11 protein-coding genes are annotated in these 15599 nt (G+C 65.7%); 5 read left to right on the forward strand and 6 right to left on the reverse strand.

The genetic code is table 11. The annotated features are described in order from the left end of the window. The first annotated feature begins 78 nt into the window (after nucleotides 1-78). Nucleotides 79-1188 carry a TrmB family transcriptional regulator gene (locus FB381_RS20870; protein WP_246088240.1) on the forward strand — a complete coding sequence of 370 codons (1110 nt, stop codon included), beginning with the start codon at nucleotides 79-81 and terminating at the stop codon, nucleotides 1186-1188. On the opposite strand, the gene FB381_RS20875 is transcribed toward FB381_RS20870, so the two are convergent. The 6 genes from FB381_RS20875 to FB381_RS20900 all read right to left on the reverse strand — a co-directional run bounded on the left by FB381_RS20875 (nucleotide 1173) and on the right by FB381_RS20900 (nucleotide 8433). After that, on the reverse strand, nucleotides 1173-4889 hold the full coding sequence (locus FB381_RS20875; RefSeq protein ID WP_141782055.1) for a S8 family serine peptidase: 3717 nt from the start codon (nucleotides 4887-4889) through the stop codon (nucleotides 1173-1175). The genes FB381_RS20870 and FB381_RS20875 overlap by 16 nt on opposite strands. A 127-nt stretch (nucleotides 4890-5016) precedes the next feature. Beyond that, nucleotides 5017-5772, reverse strand: a complete 756-nt coding sequence (locus FB381_RS20880; protein WP_141782056.1) for a hypothetical protein — start codon at nucleotides 5770-5772, stop codon at nucleotides 5017-5019. Continuing rightward, complete coding sequence (locus FB381_RS20885) at nucleotides 5769-7037, reverse strand: WXG100 family type VII secretion target (protein ID WP_141782057.1); 1269 nt, start codon at nucleotides 7035-7037, stop codon at nucleotides 5769-5771. The genes FB381_RS20880 and FB381_RS20885 overlap by 4 nt, the downstream gene beginning before the upstream one ends. Further along, the gene (locus FB381_RS20890; protein WP_141782058.1) at nucleotides 7034-7324 is read right to left on the reverse strand and encodes a hypothetical protein; all 291 of its coding nucleotides are present in this window, start codon (nucleotides 7322-7324) and stop codon (nucleotides 7034-7036) included. The genes FB381_RS20885 and FB381_RS20890 overlap by 4 nt, the downstream gene beginning before the upstream one ends. Continuing rightward, nucleotides 7321-7629, reverse strand: a complete 309-nt coding sequence (locus tag FB381_RS20895) for an SAV_915 family protein (RefSeq protein WP_141782059.1) — start codon at nucleotides 7627-7629, stop codon at nucleotides 7321-7323. The genes FB381_RS20890 and FB381_RS20895 overlap by 4 nt, the downstream gene beginning before the upstream one ends. A 42-nt stretch (nucleotides 7630-7671) precedes the next feature. Beyond that, on the reverse strand, nucleotides 7672-8433 hold the full coding sequence (locus FB381_RS20900; protein WP_141782060.1) for a hypothetical protein: 762 nt from the start codon (nucleotides 8431-8433) through the stop codon (nucleotides 7672-7674). A 497-nt stretch (nucleotides 8434-8930) separates the two neighbouring features. Here FB381_RS20900 and FB381_RS20905 point away from each other — a divergent pair, with 497 nt between their 5' ends. The 4 genes from FB381_RS20905 (at nucleotide 8931) to FB381_RS20920 (ending at nucleotide 15578) form a co-directional block, all read left to right on the forward strand. Next, nucleotides 8931-9176: a hypothetical protein gene (locus FB381_RS20905; protein WP_141782061.1), complete on the forward strand. Its 246-nt coding sequence runs from the start codon at nucleotides 8931-8933 to the stop codon at nucleotides 9174-9176. A 315-nt stretch (nucleotides 9177-9491) separates the two neighbouring features. Continuing rightward, a complete protein-coding gene (locus FB381_RS20910; protein WP_141782062.1) occupies nucleotides 9492-10301 on the forward strand; it encodes an OB-fold protein in 810 nt (269 codons plus the stop codon). 211 nt (nucleotides 10302-10512) lie between these two features. Beyond that, complete coding sequence (locus tag FB381_RS20915; protein ID WP_170225254.1) at nucleotides 10513-12792, forward strand: DUF262 domain-containing protein; 2280 nt, start codon at nucleotides 10513-10515, stop codon at nucleotides 12790-12792. Nucleotides 12793-13052: 260 nt separating this feature from the next. Beyond that, the gene (locus FB381_RS20920) at nucleotides 13053-15578 is read left to right on the forward strand and encodes a Z1 domain-containing protein (RefSeq protein ID WP_170225255.1); all 2526 of its coding nucleotides are present in this window, start codon (nucleotides 13053-13055) and stop codon (nucleotides 15576-15578) included. Nucleotides 15579-15599 lie beyond the last annotated feature (21 nt).

Here is a 15599-nt window from a genome sequence, read left to right on the forward strand (position 1 = left end):
CTGCTCGTTCCCCCACACCCCCTGGCCTATCGCACTAGCGTGCAGACGAGAGCCGAAGCATGCAGGAGGAGGCGGAGGATGTCAGCCTCGCCGGAGATCGAGTTCAACAGTCCGTCCGAGCCCGGAACGACCCCCACCTTGGGAGTCACCGGGGTGAGCCCGGACGAAGAGCACATCTACCGCCTCCTGGTCTCCCTCGGCGCCACCGATCAGAAGCACCTGTCCGACCTGATGCATCGCTCGGCGACCTCCCCCGAAGCGCTCGAGGCCGCGCTCGAGCGCCTCCTCGAGCGCGGCCTGGTCACCACCCACGGCGCACCGCCCCGCTACACCGCGACAGCTCCCGACGTCGCCTTCGGCCCGCTGCTCCTGGAGACCCAGGCAGCGGTCAACACGGCGAGCTCGGCGATCTCGGAGCTCGCCGAGGAGCACCGCTCCAACGCCCGCCGTCACAACGCCGAGCTGCTCGTCGAGGTGGTGACCGGCCAGTCGGCCCTGCGCCAGGCGCTGCGCAACATCCAGCTCTCGACCCGCACCGAGATGCTCTGGTTCTGCCGGGCGGGGCATGTCGCGATGCCGTCGAGCGACAACGACGAAGAGTTCGACATGCTCGCCCGCGGTGTCCGCTACCAGGTCCTCTACGAGCACGCGCTGCTGGAGGAACCGGGCATGATCGACAGCCTCGTCCTAGGCGTACAGGCAGGTGAGCAGGCGCGAGCCGTCGCACAGCTGCCGGTCAGGATGGCGATCTCCGACCGCACGATCGCGCTGATCCCGCTCGTGCCGGTGCGCGACGACATCACCGAGCCGACAGCCGCCCTGGTGCGCGACAGCAACCTGCTCACCGCCCTCATCGCCCTCTTCGAGAGCTACTGGGCGGCAGCCTCGCCGCTCCGGGTCGGCGACGCCTCGACCGACCCCACGTTGCAGGTCACCTCGCCCACCTCACCGATCTCGGCAGCCGACAGACAGCTGCTGTCCTTGCTGGTCGCCGGCGTCTCCGACAAGGCGATCGCCAGTCGGCTCAAGGTCAGCGGCCGTACGATCCAGCGCCGGGTCAGCGATCTGATGGCGCTGACCCGAGCGCAGACCCGCATGCAGTTCGCCTGGCAGGTCTCCCGGCGCGGCTGGCTGAGCGACCAGGACCACGACCGAGAAGACCAGCCACACCCTCAGCCGAGGCCGTAGGCACCCACGACCGTCTGCGTCATCGTCCCGCCGCCGCTGTCGCCCACCCGCACCTTCAACGACACGTCGTCGGCTCCGCGCGGCGGCCGCACCCGGGCGTCGAACGACTTCCCGTGAGGGTCCACCCCGAGCGGCGACCAGGTCGCCCCCTGGTCGAACGATGCCCATGCCTTCAGCGACGTGACCCGGGGCGCCTGCCGGCCCAGGCCAGGATGCTCGACGGTGAAGCGTACGTCCTGGAAGGCACGCGGTGAGACCACCTGGTTCGCGAGCCCGACCGGCACGTCGTAGTCGACGCGCATCATCGGCAGCGGCGCCGCCTTCCCTGCGGCAGGACGCTCCGAGCCGAACCTCCACACCGTGTCCGTGGCGGTGCCGAGCGTCCAGTCGGCCGTGCTGCGCCGAGTGCTCAGCTCGACCTGGTAGGTCGCCTTCGCTCGGTTCGCGGCGTACGTCCCCCAGACGCCGCCGCCTTCGCCGATGACCTCACCGTCCTCGAGCACCCGACCGGTGGCCTCTCTGCCCGAGGCCCGTGCGTACGTCGCCCCGGCTCCCTGCACGAACTCGGCGAGCTCGATCCTCAGCTCGTCTCCGGTGCGGGTCGCTCCGCCGGTGGTGACCGCCGGCCGCTGCACGCCGCCATACCAGTCGTAGCCGACCTTCTCCCCCGGCCGATACGTACGCAGCTCGTGGATCGCACCGCCGGAGATCGGGTTGATCTCGTCCCAGGAGAGATAGTGCAGCACGTGCTGGCGCCACACGGTGTCGCCGGTCGAGACATACTCGACCCGCGCCTGCGGCGTACGCAGCTCGTGCTGCGCCTCGACGATCGTGCTCTTCTGCCACGGCCGCCAGGCGAACCGCTGCTCCTTGGACCACTCGCCGCCGCCCATCTCGTGATACCTCGCCGTGATCGTCGCCGTGTTCTTCGACGACACCTGGTGCACGATGCGCTCCGGCACCCGATGCGGCGAGACCTGCACGATGTCGTAGCGGTAGTCGGGCGTCTGATCACCCTCCATCCGCAGCGACAGCGGGCCGTGCGCCAACCGCGCGGCGACCTGCTTCTTCTCCTCCTGGGAGAGCACCGCCATCGGCAGCGGCAGGCGGGTGCCGCGCCCGGTGAACTTCACCCACCACGAGACGCCGTCGTCGGGGGCGATCAGCACCATCGCCGCGCCGGCCTCGGCCGCGGCCGCAGCGACCGCCGCCTGACCTCCCTTCCGGGCCAGGTGCACGACGACGATCTGATCGCTCACGTCGCGCCCCGCGTAGTCCTCGGGCCCACCTCGCCCGACGTCCACGACGGGCAGCGCGCCCCTCAGCCGCCCCTCCGGCGAGTAGCGCTCATAGCGCGGCCACAGAGTGAGGCCACCTCGTCCGGGCTCCTCGGCCCGCAGCATCGGCGCCGACAGCTGCCACCGGGAGGAGAACTCGAAGTCACCCTTCTGCACCGGATCGGTCGGCGTGACGTAGACCTGCGACGTACTGTCGAACTTCATCGTCGAGTTCGTCAGGCTGCGTCCGGCCACCTCGCGATGGGTGATGAAACCGAGGTTGCCCCGAGGCTCGGCCGGCCGCGGTGTCTCGATCCGCATCCGGTTGGCCTTCCGGGCGTCGATGACCAGATCCATGTCGTCGGTGACCTCCAGCTCGGGGTCGACGATGACGTTCGCCTCCTCGCCGGCGCTGATCATGGCGTGCAGGAAGTACGTCCCCTCGGCGACCTCGATCTCGCGCGTCTCCCCCGCCTTGTCGAAGGTGAGCACGTCGAAGCGCGAGTCCTCGCCGAGCAGCACGATGGGTGACGAAGACGTGTCCTCTCCGTCTCTCGAGACGCTGTCGATCGTCACCGTGTGGGTCGGCGGCTCCTTCGCGACACCCACCGTGGTGTGCACGACGACGTCACCGGCGGTGGCGGTCAGCCACCCGGTGTGCTGGCCCGTGGGCAGCGCGGCCAGGTCGACGACGACCGGCACCGAGGCCGTACGCCCCGCCGGAACCGTCACGCTCTCAGCTCCGCCATCCTCGCCGATCGTGACGGCGTCCCCGCTGGCGTCGCCGCTCTGGTCGGTGAGCTCCAGGTCGAGCGACAGCTCGACGTCGCTCTCCCCCGTGTTGGTCCAGGTGACGTCGCGCGTGATGGTGCCGTCGTCGCCGTCGACGTGGCTGCCGAGGTCGACCGACCCGGTGCCGCTCACCGCCTGCGTGGTCGCGCGGGCCACGTCGACGCGACCACCGCCCTGCTCGTACGCCGTCTGCCCGTCCTGCGCGGCAGCGGTGCTGATCAACGCGTCCTTGAGCTGCGCCCGCGACCAGTCGGGGTGCTGCGACGCCAGCAGAGCCGCGGCGCCGGCGACGTGCGGCGCCGCCATCGAGGTGCCGCTGGCTGCGGTGTAGGTGGCGTCGACCGGGTCGCCGAGGCTGGTTCCTGCCGCCCGGGCAGCGACGATGCCGACGCCGGGTGCGGTGATGTCGGGCTTGACGGCCAGGTCGCCGACCCGCGGGCCGCGGCTGGAGAAGTCGGCGAGGCTGTCGTCGCGGTCCACCGCGCCGACGGTGAGCGCCGAGTCGGCGGCGCCCGGGGATCCGACGGTCGAGCTACCCGGCCCCTCGTTGCCTGCCGAGATCACGAACAGCATGTCGGCGGACTCGGAGAGCTCGTCGACGGCCCGGCTCATCGGGTCGGTGCCATCGGTCGGGTCGCCACCGAGGCTCATGTTGACGACATCGGCACCCCGCTCGGCTGCCCACTCCATCGCCTCGATGATGTCGGAGTCGTAGCCGGTGCCGGCATCGGAGAGCACCTTGCCGGAGATCAGGTCGGCCCCCGGCGCGACGCCGGAACGCGAGCCGTCGGAGGCCGCGCCCGTGCCAGCGACCGTGGACGCGACGTGCGTGCCGTGCCCATGCCCGTCATGGGCTGTCTCTTCGGTCGAGAAGTTCTCCTCGGCGACGACCCGTCCGGCCAGGTCGGGATGGTCGGCGTCGACGCCGGTGTCGAGCACGGCGACGGTGGCGCCGGTGCCGTCGATCCCGGCCTCCCATGCGGTCGGAGCGCCGATCTGCCGGGTGCTCCGGTCGAGGTCGGCCTCGACCTTCCCGTCGAGCCACAGCTTCTCGACCCCGCCGCGCAACGCCGGGGCGTCCGCCGACCTCGCGGAGCCGCCGGACCCTCCGGTGAGCGACGTCCAGAACGCCCCGGCCTCGGCCTTGTCGACGCTCAGCGCCTGGGCGTCGATGCTCTCCAGCCGCTCGGTCGGGTCTGCCCCGTCGAGACTCGCGGCGCCCCGCGCACTCGGCCCGTCGGCATAGGTCGCGATCACCGGCAGCTCGTCGACACCAGCGTCGTCGTATCCCTGGTCGATGAGGGCATCCACGCTGAACAGCTCGCGGTCGATCGCATCATCGGCGACGTACGGAACCACGTCGAGCGGCAGCATGTGCAGCTCCCCGTCGATCTCCATCTGGTGGACCGTGATCTCCTCACGCCCCTTCGCCGGCTCGAACGTCACCGACCGACGCCCGCCGATCGTGGTGAGACGTACGGTGTCACCGGTCAGCAACGTCACCGCCGTCGAGCGCTGCGTCTGCGCTTGCGACGCCGATCCCCGCGCCCCCTCCTCCGCTGCCGCCGCACCGGTCGTCGCGGCAGCCCCCACCGCCACCACCGTGATTCCTGCGATCAGTCTCCAACGCATGTCCTGCCGCCTCCAGCCTGGGAATTCGAGCCCCTGGGTGAAAACTCTCGCCCCATTCGGCCAGGCCAGTCAGCGGTTCGGACTGTCACACCTGCGTCATGTCACCAACGCGACAGGACACGCGCCATCAACCCCGACCCCACCACCGGCGCTTGGGCCGCTCGGCTTCACTGATGGCCACGGCACGCTCCCGGATCTCGGCAGCCAACCCCTCGATGCCTCCGTCGATGCCATCGAGGATGTGCATCTCCCCGGGAACCAAGCGCGCACACCACAACCGCGGTATCCGCCTCTTGTGGTCGACCGCTGACGGATCAACCGGCACGACTCGCACCTCGTCGAGGCTCGAGTACGCCGTCTCGACATCCCCCACCGCGATCTCCGTGCGCAACCCGTACTGCTCGTTCAGGATTCGCGTCGGCGTCAGCCACACCCCACCAGGTCGGAACAGACCTACCGCGCGGAGCGCGGGAAACCCCAGAAAGTACGCCGCAGGGAACGCCGCCAGCACCGGCCAGAGCCAGTTCTCCTCGATGGCTCCGACGATACCCATCACCAGGAACCAACCGCCCAAGATCAGAAACACGAGGAGGTTGAGGCCAAAGCCACGACGGTCCCTACGGGGAAGGAACCGGGCACGCTCGTCGTCGACGACCGTGTCCGTGGCTGGGAGTGGCGGAACCGCCGGCCGCTTGATGAGGAGCAGAGTGAAGCACGAGACCAACACGATCACGCCGAGCACGACCGGGAGCGACGACCAGACGATGGCGAACGGCTCGTCGTGATACAGCCGTAGAACCACTACGCCGATCCCGAGTGACAGCAGCCCTGACAGGACAGCCAGGGTGGCGCCGAACGGTCCTGGAACCGAAAAGGTGCTCAATCGAACCACCCGCCCACGGCCTTCACTGCCCCGGAAACTCCTGACCCGATGGCGTCAGCGGTGTCGCCGAGAGCCTTCCCGCCCTCGTCCAAGGCTTTGCCCACGTCGGGCCCGTTCTCGAACAAGGAGTCGATGGCACCATCGGAGAAGATCGCGGCCCCAGCTCCGACTGCCGTGCCTATGACAGCACCGACTGCCGTTCCTGCACCTGGGACCACCGACCCGATCAGCGCCCCAGTCGCGGCCCCGGCCGCGATGCTCGCCCCTGCGCCCGCCACGACTCCAACCGCTGCTGAGGCTCCCTGCGAAACAACGATCTGCGTACCTGTCTCACCTTCTTGGTAGTCGTTGTATATGCCGAGCCCGAGTCCGAGGGGTCCGAGAACCTTGCCGGCACGCCCAAGGACCTTCGGAATCTTCCCCCCATCGAGTTTTGAGGCGTCGTCAAGAAGCTTCTCGGCTTGGTTCAGCTTTCCCTCGAGTACGAGTTGATCGGCTCTGAGCTTGGTCTCATCGAGCGTCTTGAAGAAGAGCCACTTGCGCTTCATGTAGCGCTCTGGGTGCGCCTGAAGGTCTCTGATGGCTTGCTTGGTCTCGTCGACGAGCGATTGGGCCCGGGCGTGAAGCTTCGACTGCTTCATGGCGACGTTCACGCCGATCGCACCAGCTGCGGCATCGCCGAGAATCTCGGTGACGTTGAGAATCCACGCGGCATGTTGGTTGGGCGAATACTTGTGCTGCAGCGCCTCGCAGGCGGTCGCGTACTGCCGGTCGATGCGGGCAGCCTCAGCCTTCGCGTCGCTGTAGGCGATGACCTTGTCCATGTGGGCGTTGTACGCCGCCACGTCCTTCTCGTACTGCGCCACCTGCTCCGGTGTCCCGGAGAAGGTGCCCGGCGGCTGGACGGGCGGCTGACCTGGGTCCTCGACAAGAAATCCGGACACAACGAGCGACGCGGCCCGTGCCTCCGTCCGCACGTCCTCCATCTGGTCCTGGCACCGCCGCAGCTTCTCAGCGAAGTCTTCGAGGTCACCAGCCATGTCCTTGGCGGCCTTGTGCAGGTCCTCGGTCTTGTCGCGCGCCTTGGACATCAGGTCGACGAACTCGTCTCCGGCGTCGGCGTGCCACGAACCGTCTGCGTCCTTACGCGAGTCGTTCAGCTTGTCCACCGCGTCGTCGAGCTTGGCGGCCAGCTTGTTCTTCAGCCACTGCGCGGCGCTCTCGACGTGCGCGGGCTTGCCCTGGATCTCGGTGTCGACGCTCACTTGCCCATCGCCTTCTTGATGTCGTCGAGCCCCGCCTCAGCATCCGCGTCGGCGCGCTGGTAGTAACGACGGCACACCCCGACGGCGTCGGCAGCACCCGACATAGCGGTCGACACGTTCCCCGTGCTGTCGACGATCTGGCTCAACATGCTGGTGATCACCGCGGTCATCGGGCCGGCGTCGATACCGCTGGGCACTCCACCGGCCAAGCCCTCCAGCCCCTCGGCGCCCGCGTCGAGCTCGACGGTGATATCGCTGAGCACTGACAGCTCGACATCCACACTCATGCGGAGCCCTCGTCGTCGCTGAGACCTGGGTCGATGTCGAGGAACAACAGGTCGTACGGCGTCTCGTCGTGCACGCGCTGGAGCGCTGGCACGTCGCAGACCACCCACGAGGACTTCGGTAGGTAATAGCGATGAAGTCGATCGATCGCCGAATAGGTGTAGAGAGCAGTACGCCCGTCTTCCACCGTGTGCATGAGGACTCTGCGTGTCGCTGGGTCGTCCTCGCTCGTCGTCGGCACGTAGACGAACGGCGGAAAGTCGCGCCGCGCCCCCGAAGCTTCTGCAGCGGTCTCGCTGTCATTCATGGTCATACCCTCCCGATAGAGAAACTGATGTCAACGACCGCCTCAGCGCTCGCGACGGGGCTTGCGGGTCATGTCGGCGGCGGACAAACCAAGCTCCTGCTGAAGCCAGTCTGCAAGACCCTCCGCGGTGTGTCCCATCATCGAGCAGCGGACAACCATCGAGTCCGCGGCGATCCTCCGGCTCCCTCGCCACGGGGCCGGGCATTCGGTCACCACGGCTGGTGACTCCAGCATCAGGACCACCGCGTTCCCTCGACCGCGCACAATCTGAACGGCGCTCCGCGGGCAGCCGGCCCAACCAGCCGGAGTGTTGTGAACGATGTAGTCGTCCAGGAGCACGAGGGCCTCGTTGCGACGCCTCCCCCCGATGGCGAGCAGGGCCCGAGCAAGGAACCATGCGCCAATCGCTCCGACGATCACAGCGCCGAGCGCCCAGTCGCTCCCCGCCCGGAATCCGAGCACACAGATCACGACACCCCCGATGCCCAGTCCCAGGTCGAGCGCCACTGCATGCCACCAGTCGCCGCGCCATGCGTGAACCTCGACCCCGTTCTTGCCGTCGTAAACACATGGCTCAACCGTCGGCAGCTGACGCGTCCCCACCAGCGCGAGCCCCAAGGCGATCGTGATGCCGACAGCGAGCACCGTGAACCAGGCGGCCACGCGTATCGGAACGACGTCAGCAGGGACTTGCGAGAACGCAACCCAGGCGAGCAGTGCCCCGAGCGTCGCGAGGAAGAGGTTGCCCACGACCTCGCTCCACTTCTCGCGGCCACGGAACGGGATTGCTTGCGGCGAACTCATCGGATCAGCCCTTCGCTGACTGTCGTGTCCGGTGCCATCGTCTACTTCCAGTTCGAGAACAGGTGCTCAAGGACCGTCATACCCAGAAACCACTGATCTAAACCAGATCATCTCGACAAAATCGGACGTCGGCCCGGGCACGTCAAACCTCTGAACCGTCGCACCTCCACCGCTCAGTGCCCCACGCCCGCCGAGAACGCCGTCGCCAGATCCGGCAGCGCCAGCGCGATCACGCCGGTCCGTCCGTTCCGAGGCTCCGGGCACTCAGGTTAGGTACTAACCCCAGCTCCTCCACCGCCACCAGCACCTTCTCACGGGTGTCGGGGCGTGGGAACTCGAGCCACTGAGTGAAACTCTCGCCCCATCCGGCCAGGCCAGTCAGCCGTTCGGACGGTCACACCTGCGTCATGTCACCAACGCGAAAAGGTGTTGGCCGGAGATCGCTGATGGAGTGCGACACCCCGAATTACGCGGCCGACCATGCGATCATGCTTTCCATGCCGATCCCTTCTCCGCCCAAGGGACCCGAGCGCGACCTGCGTGCTTTCGTCCGGTACGCCGCCGACCGGCCCAGGGGCCCGCTCATGCTGATCGCCCTCAGCGCCCTCGTGGTCTTCGGACCATCGCTCCTCGGTGGTCGGTTCGGGTTCGTCGGCTCGATGGTGGGGTTCATCGTCGGCGTAGTCATCGTCTCCACCTTCTGGATCATCGTCCTGCGCAGCGGGAAGCCACCCCAGAGCTAGCGCCAACCGTGTTCTGTTCGCCGAGGGTGGTTGCTTCGGGTCAGATGAGCGGAGCCTGTCGAGTCACCGCCGGCCCCAATATTGGGTACCTGACGAGAAGACCCGTAACCCGCTGACACCGCGCCGGGAGAACCTCACACCAGACCTCGCCGAGACGGCCACCAAGGCCGCATCTGCTCCTCGGTTCCCCGACGTCTCCGACCTGCCCCGGACTGGTCAGGCAGACCGCGATCGCCGCCGCCTGCCCTGCACCATCTCGGTCGGCCAGCCCTGTCTGCCAACGGCACAGACAGGAACGAAGAAAGAAAGCAACAGATGAACTACTCGTACCCGCCCCCACCGGCCGCCTCCGGTGTGACGGCCCTTGACCAGGAGATCCACAAGGCCGCCGCCGAGGGCTGGACCGTGGCCAACCGCGACTCGTACAACGCAGTCCTCACCAAGGGCGGCAAGGTGCGCCACGTGATGCACGGCATCATCTCGCTCCTCACCTGCGGCGTCTGGCTGTGGGGCTGGGCCATCGTCGGGATCCTGGGCGCCCGTCAGACCATGACCTTGACCATGGATGCGTCGGGCCACGTCAACCGCCAGGGCCCGAAGTCCCGCGCGCCCTATCTCGCCGGCGTCGCCGGACTCTTCGTCATCCTCGTGATCGTCGGAGCATTGATCCCCAACGAGGACGACGCTTCCACTGCGACCGACCCGGGCGAATCGGCCGCGCAAGGCGCCGGCACCGAGGCCGAAGAAGCGGCAGCGCCGGCGAAGGACGAGGAGAAGGCCTCCAAGCCGAAGCCCAAGGCCAAGGCCAAGCCGACCGTGGTCGATGCCTCCGACCTGGTCAAGGAGTTTCAGGACAGCGAGTTCACCGCCGACAAGAAGTACAAGGGCAAGACCCTGAAGATCACCGGTGGTGTGGTGACGACCATCGACGCCCAGATCTTCAACGACGAGAAGTACGACGTGTCGTTCAACGGCGGAGCGGACTTCGAGTTCCTCAGCATCACCTGCTCGAGCGTCGCCGACAAGTACCTCGACAAGCTCTCTCCGGGACAGGACGTCACCGTGGTCGGCGAGTTCAAGGACGGCGGCGACCTCGGCGTCGAGATGAAGTCCTGCGACTTCTGACAGCTGGTCAGGGCATCGTCTTCGCTGCCCTGACCACGCACTCCCGTAAAGGTCGATCCGCGCCGCCGGCACCGCTAGTTCGTCGGGGACAACGATGCCATCGTTGAATGCGGACCGGGTCGAGGACCTCTTGCCGCCCGTTGGATCCGTCGTTCTTGGAACCTTGGTGAAGCCACGCACCGTGTCGGCGGTACGTACTAGCATCGAAACTGTGACGACACCCCCCGACTTTCGTCCAGCACACAACAAGCTGGAGGCGGTAACCCGGATTAGCGGCGTGACCGGGGCACCGCCCGAGACGCTCGGCCCAGGAGGCAAGGAACGGCGCGCTGCCCTGGCGAATCTTGCCGACGGTCTTGGCCTCGACCTTGCTCCGAACTTGTCAAAGGTCGAGTTGGGCGAAGCTCTCGGAGCTAGGCTCGGCTTTACCTGGGACTCTGCCTGTTGGTCAGCCGGGAACACGATCACATTGACCGGCCTCAACCGAATACTTGAAGCCGCTGAACGGTTCTTTCCTGTGCCCGGCGCACGCAGTCCCAACGAACACAGCCACGGAGGTGCGGAAGTCTTGACCGGCGACAATTCTACGCAAAGCGACCTGGACGAAGCACGCCAGGAGGTCCAGGTCGCGATCGCAGAGTCGCTCGCAAACCTGTCTCAGCACGAGGTTGCACCCCCTGACGTCCCGATGGACTGGGAGCCGTTTAAGGCAGACCCGCCCGTTGACCTGCAGTCGGACGTATGGATGATGCGCATCGCGTCGTTGCAAGGCTGGCTGCGTTTCCGATCTCCGCTTGTCATGACGAGCCCCGAGTCGTTCTGGGACTCGCTCCTCTCTGAACTAGATGTCGGCGCAGATGGGATCTCAGCAGGACTGCTGACTTTGGAAGCGCTCGATCATCTTCGGATCCGTGCGGAACACGCCGTGATGCACGCAGACGCGTTCGTCGCCGAAGTCCAAGCCGCAGATGGCGAGACCGCAGGTCCGTCGCGCGCATGGGGAGAAGCTTGGGACGAGGTAGACGAGCTCGACGAGCAGCAGACGGCTGAGCCGCTGGTCGCAACCACCAACGTCTGGCCCATCTACTTGTTCAGCAAGAAGGCAGAGAAGGGCGGACTGAATCTGACTCCGTCCTACCAGCGCTCGGATGTGTGGCCACTAGCCGACCGGCAACTGCTCATCCAGTCGATCCTCCGCGGCGTTCCGCTTCCCTCGGTGATCCTTCTCAAGCCGGAGACTCCAGGGTTGCCCCACGAGGTCGTCGATGGCAAGCAGCGCTTGACGTCTATCTTGAGGTTCATCGGACAGCACCCGGTCGCTCTCGACAAGGTCCGAGAGGCCGACGAGCAGTTCCCAGAGGACAAGTTCGACAAATTGTTCCATGAGGACTATCCAAAGTTCCGCAAGACGTGGAAAGCCCGGTTTGGTGAGGAACTGACAGTGACCCGCGAGGGTGACTACTATTTCCCATTCAAACTTCCGGTAAGCACAACCGGCCTTCCCGAGAACCTCCAACCCCTCTTGGGAAAGTACTACACACAGATTCGCGAATCGGTCATCCCGATCGCCGGCGGCGATCTCCGGGTCGACGAACTATTCGAAGACGCTGTCGAGTACAAGATTCCGGTCATCGAGTACCAGCAGGCGACTCAGCGCCAGATCCATGATGTGTTCCGCCTGTACAACAAACAGGGCAAGCACCTGAATGCGGAGGAGATCCGCAATGCGATCTACCACGAGCTCGGTCTGACCCGTGGGATTCTCGTAGCGGCTGGAGACGCCGACGACAAGGACCCGTTCGCAACGATCGCTCCTTTCCTAAGCGATATCCGGAGCGAGGTCGATCGACTGGGAGAGAACCTGAAGAAGTACGGCATCGGCACGAGTCGATACCGTCGGACGAAATTGCTGTCCTGGATGATCGCGCTGCTCGCTTTTGATACGAGGGACAGTTCCGGCAAGGTCCGAATGCTCTCGACTGCTGGGCACATCAACGCGCTCTTCGATCGAGTCAAACGCTCGAAGAGCGATCTCCTTCAGCGAGAATCCGCCATCCGGGACGTGACCGGACTCGTGGCCCGGGCTGTCGACATCCACCTTGGGGAACTCGCATGGCACGGGGCATTCCCAGTCGGCCAGGAACCAGGCACACCACCCAAGAAGAAGGCCTGGCAGGATCTGCAGCTCGTAGGCACAGTGGTCGGCGTCGCCCTCGCCGTCGCCGTTCATGGCGATGCGGTGGAGAGCCATATCGAAGACGCCGGTGAGTTCCTCGAAGAGAGGAGCGCCAGCCTCGACTGGTGGCGCCCTAGCAAAACTCAGACCGCCACTCAGTGGAAATACATCGCGCGCCTGGCAACAGACGTTGCGACCGCCCTAGGTGTGGACCCCGCAACAGCCGACAAGGAGTTGGAGCGCCGATTCGGCGGATCTGGCGCCGGTGCTCTCTTCCTGCTCGCTGAGGGATTGCCTGCTGGGCGGGTCTCCTAGTCGCCGTGGCTCCAGAAGTTGTTTCCCCTAATCCGCCTCCAACAGAGGTCGCGATGCCCGTCGGCTGGTGGGAGAACTACACCACCAGACTTCGCGCAGGTGTCACCGACACAGCACTGTCGGTGGTCGAGAAGGACTGCCGGTATGTAGTTGATAAGGGCGTGCTAGGTGCGGGAGCACCGGGTGGGCCCGGGTGGCCGACCAGTCGTGTGCGCGCGGGGCTTGTGATCGGCGCTGTCCAGTCAGGAAAGACTGCATCCATGTTCGGCGTGACCGCCCAAGCACTCGACGCGGGCGTCGACATGGTGCTGATTCTCGCGGGCACACGACTGGCCCTTTGGCGCCAGACCGTCGAGCGATTTGTTCGACAGGTTGACTTCGAAGGGTCAGCATTTCGGCTCAAGAAGCGCAGGTTGTTGTTCCCCGATCCGGGGTTCATGCTGTCAAGCAGCGGGGGCCTGCCGCCGTCCGATCTGTATTCGCTCGTACCCTCAGACGTCGAGCGGGCCATAGACAACAACCGCCCGATAGTCGCCTTCGCGATGAAACATCCAGACCACCTGCGGGCAGTCTCCCGGCAGCTCCGCGAGACCCTCTTTCCGCTCCTGGAAGTACGAGACAAGCCCTTCCACCTGGTCGTGTTGGACGACGAGGCTGATGATGGCTCGATCCTGGACGCTGTTGCCGAGCAGGGGATCGACCCCGTCATGGGCCAGGTGAAGCAGACACCGCGATCGATCGCCGGAATCTGGCAACATCTCACCGAGTCTGAGACTGCCAGCAAGCACCTATACGCAACATATGTCGCCTACACAGCCACCCCGCAGGCGAATCTCTTGCAGGAGAACCACAACCCGTTGGCACCGCGACATTTCGTCGCCTGCCTCCGCACACCTTTTGACGAAGGCGAGATCTCCCCTCGCCAAACCACATTCAGGGAGCCGAGCGGCCTTCATCGGTATTACACAGGTGGTGCCGTCTTCTACGAGCGTGGCGAGAGTGCCGACCTTTGCCGCACAACGCCCGACGACCCAGACGAGGCTTTGAGGAGCGCCGTTCGCGCGTACCTGGTCGCCGGCGCGATCCGCAATGCCCGAGCAGCAGGCCTCGGGACCCTCGACGCCCGCGCGGCAACTTTCGAGTCACTTGATGACTTAAGGGCCGCGGTACACGGGCCGCACACGATGCTCATCCACCCATCAGGTCTGGTCAGCGATCACTTTGCGACAGCGACCGACCTGCTCGCCTGGGCCGGAGCAACCGACGGGGCCACGGCTCGCAAGATGCTCGAGGAGGACGACACTTTCCTACCTGCAAGTCTTGGGGAAGACGTCCTGCAGAACGAGAGCGAGTGGCAGGAGTGGCACGTGGCCTACACAGAGGCCGCAGGCGCCATCAAGAGCGAGTTCGACCTTGTCGCGACTCCGCAGGTCCCGGCATGGGACACCGTCCGAGAACTCTTGATCGAGCAGGTGATCCCCGCAGTCCGTCTCGCGATCATCAACAGCGACGAACGGGCAGACGATCGGCCTGAGTTCGACCCCACCCAGTCAGAAGGTGCGTGGCAAGCTCCTCGAGACCTCGCCACCATCTTCATCTCCGGCAACGTCATGTCGCGGGGGCTGACGTTGGAGGGCCTCACCACCACCCTGTTCCTGCGCCGCTCAAACAGCCCGTTCGCGGACACACAGATGCAGATGCAGCGTTGGTTCGGCTACAGAGGCCGCGATCTAGAGCTCTGCAAGGTGTTCCTGCCTAGCGAGCAACTGTCACTGTTCCGCCAGTACCACAGCACTGACGAAGCTATGCGACGAATGGTGATCGCAGCGATGAACAATGCCAGCAGCGACCGAGCACCACTACCCACGGTTCTGCATGGTCGTGACTTCCTTGCCACCGGGAAGATCGCCAAACTCTCCCAGGTCCCCCTGTCTCCAGGACCGCTTCCCATGATCGCGCTCACGAACGACGGCTGCACTGACGACCCCAACCTGGGACTTCTCACGAAGACCTTCGAGGGGGCATCTGACGATGTGATCGTCCAAGGCCGCCTGCGTGGCCGCGTTCTCGCCGAGCAGTTCGACCTAGAACAAGTGGCAGACCTGCTAGACGACCTCAGGTACGAGACATATCGACCCGGCAGAAGCCACGCGACCGCCGAACATTGGGAAAAGCTGCAGGCGAGCCTCGAGTTCGACTCCTCCGACCCACTGTTGCCGCTCTACCGTGCACCAAAGCCTCCAGACGGGACGGCACACGACGCACCACTGGCTCCGTGCCCATACGGCATCGCCGCCTACCTCCGTCTGTGGTCAGCTCTGCTCAGCAGGAGGGCACCCGGATTCGTCGCGACCGATGATCCAGACCTCCTCTGGAGCATGGCCGACCTGCAGGTCAAGAATGCCCACCAGCCACGCTTCCACGTGGGCATCCGCTACGGCGGGGCACATCCCGTGACAACTGGACCGCTTGGGGAGCTGCCGTTCAGCATCCGGCCCATGAATCGCTCGATCGATGATGACCGCTTCATGAGAGGGTCATGGGGCAGCAGGAACGAATCGCCGTCTCCAGGCGGCTACCTTGGCGACGAACTGTTCGACTATCACGTCAGTGGCCGGACGCCGCCGTACAAGGCGGTGGGCGATACCGACCGTTGGCGTCCTCCTGGATCGGATGGCTTGGTCCTGTTCCATGTTCTCGAAGGGACGGCTGGACCGACTCTCGCCGTCGGCTTGGCGATCCCCCGAGGCGGCCCAGATCAGATACCCGCACTGTTGAACACATGATTCTGAGGTCGGAACGGAGAC

It is taken from the genome of Nocardioides albertanoniae (assembly GCF_006716315.1).
In the GTDB taxonomy this organism is placed as follows: Bacteria; Actinomycetota; Actinomycetes; order Propionibacteriales; family Nocardioidaceae; genus Nocardioides; species Nocardioides albertanoniae.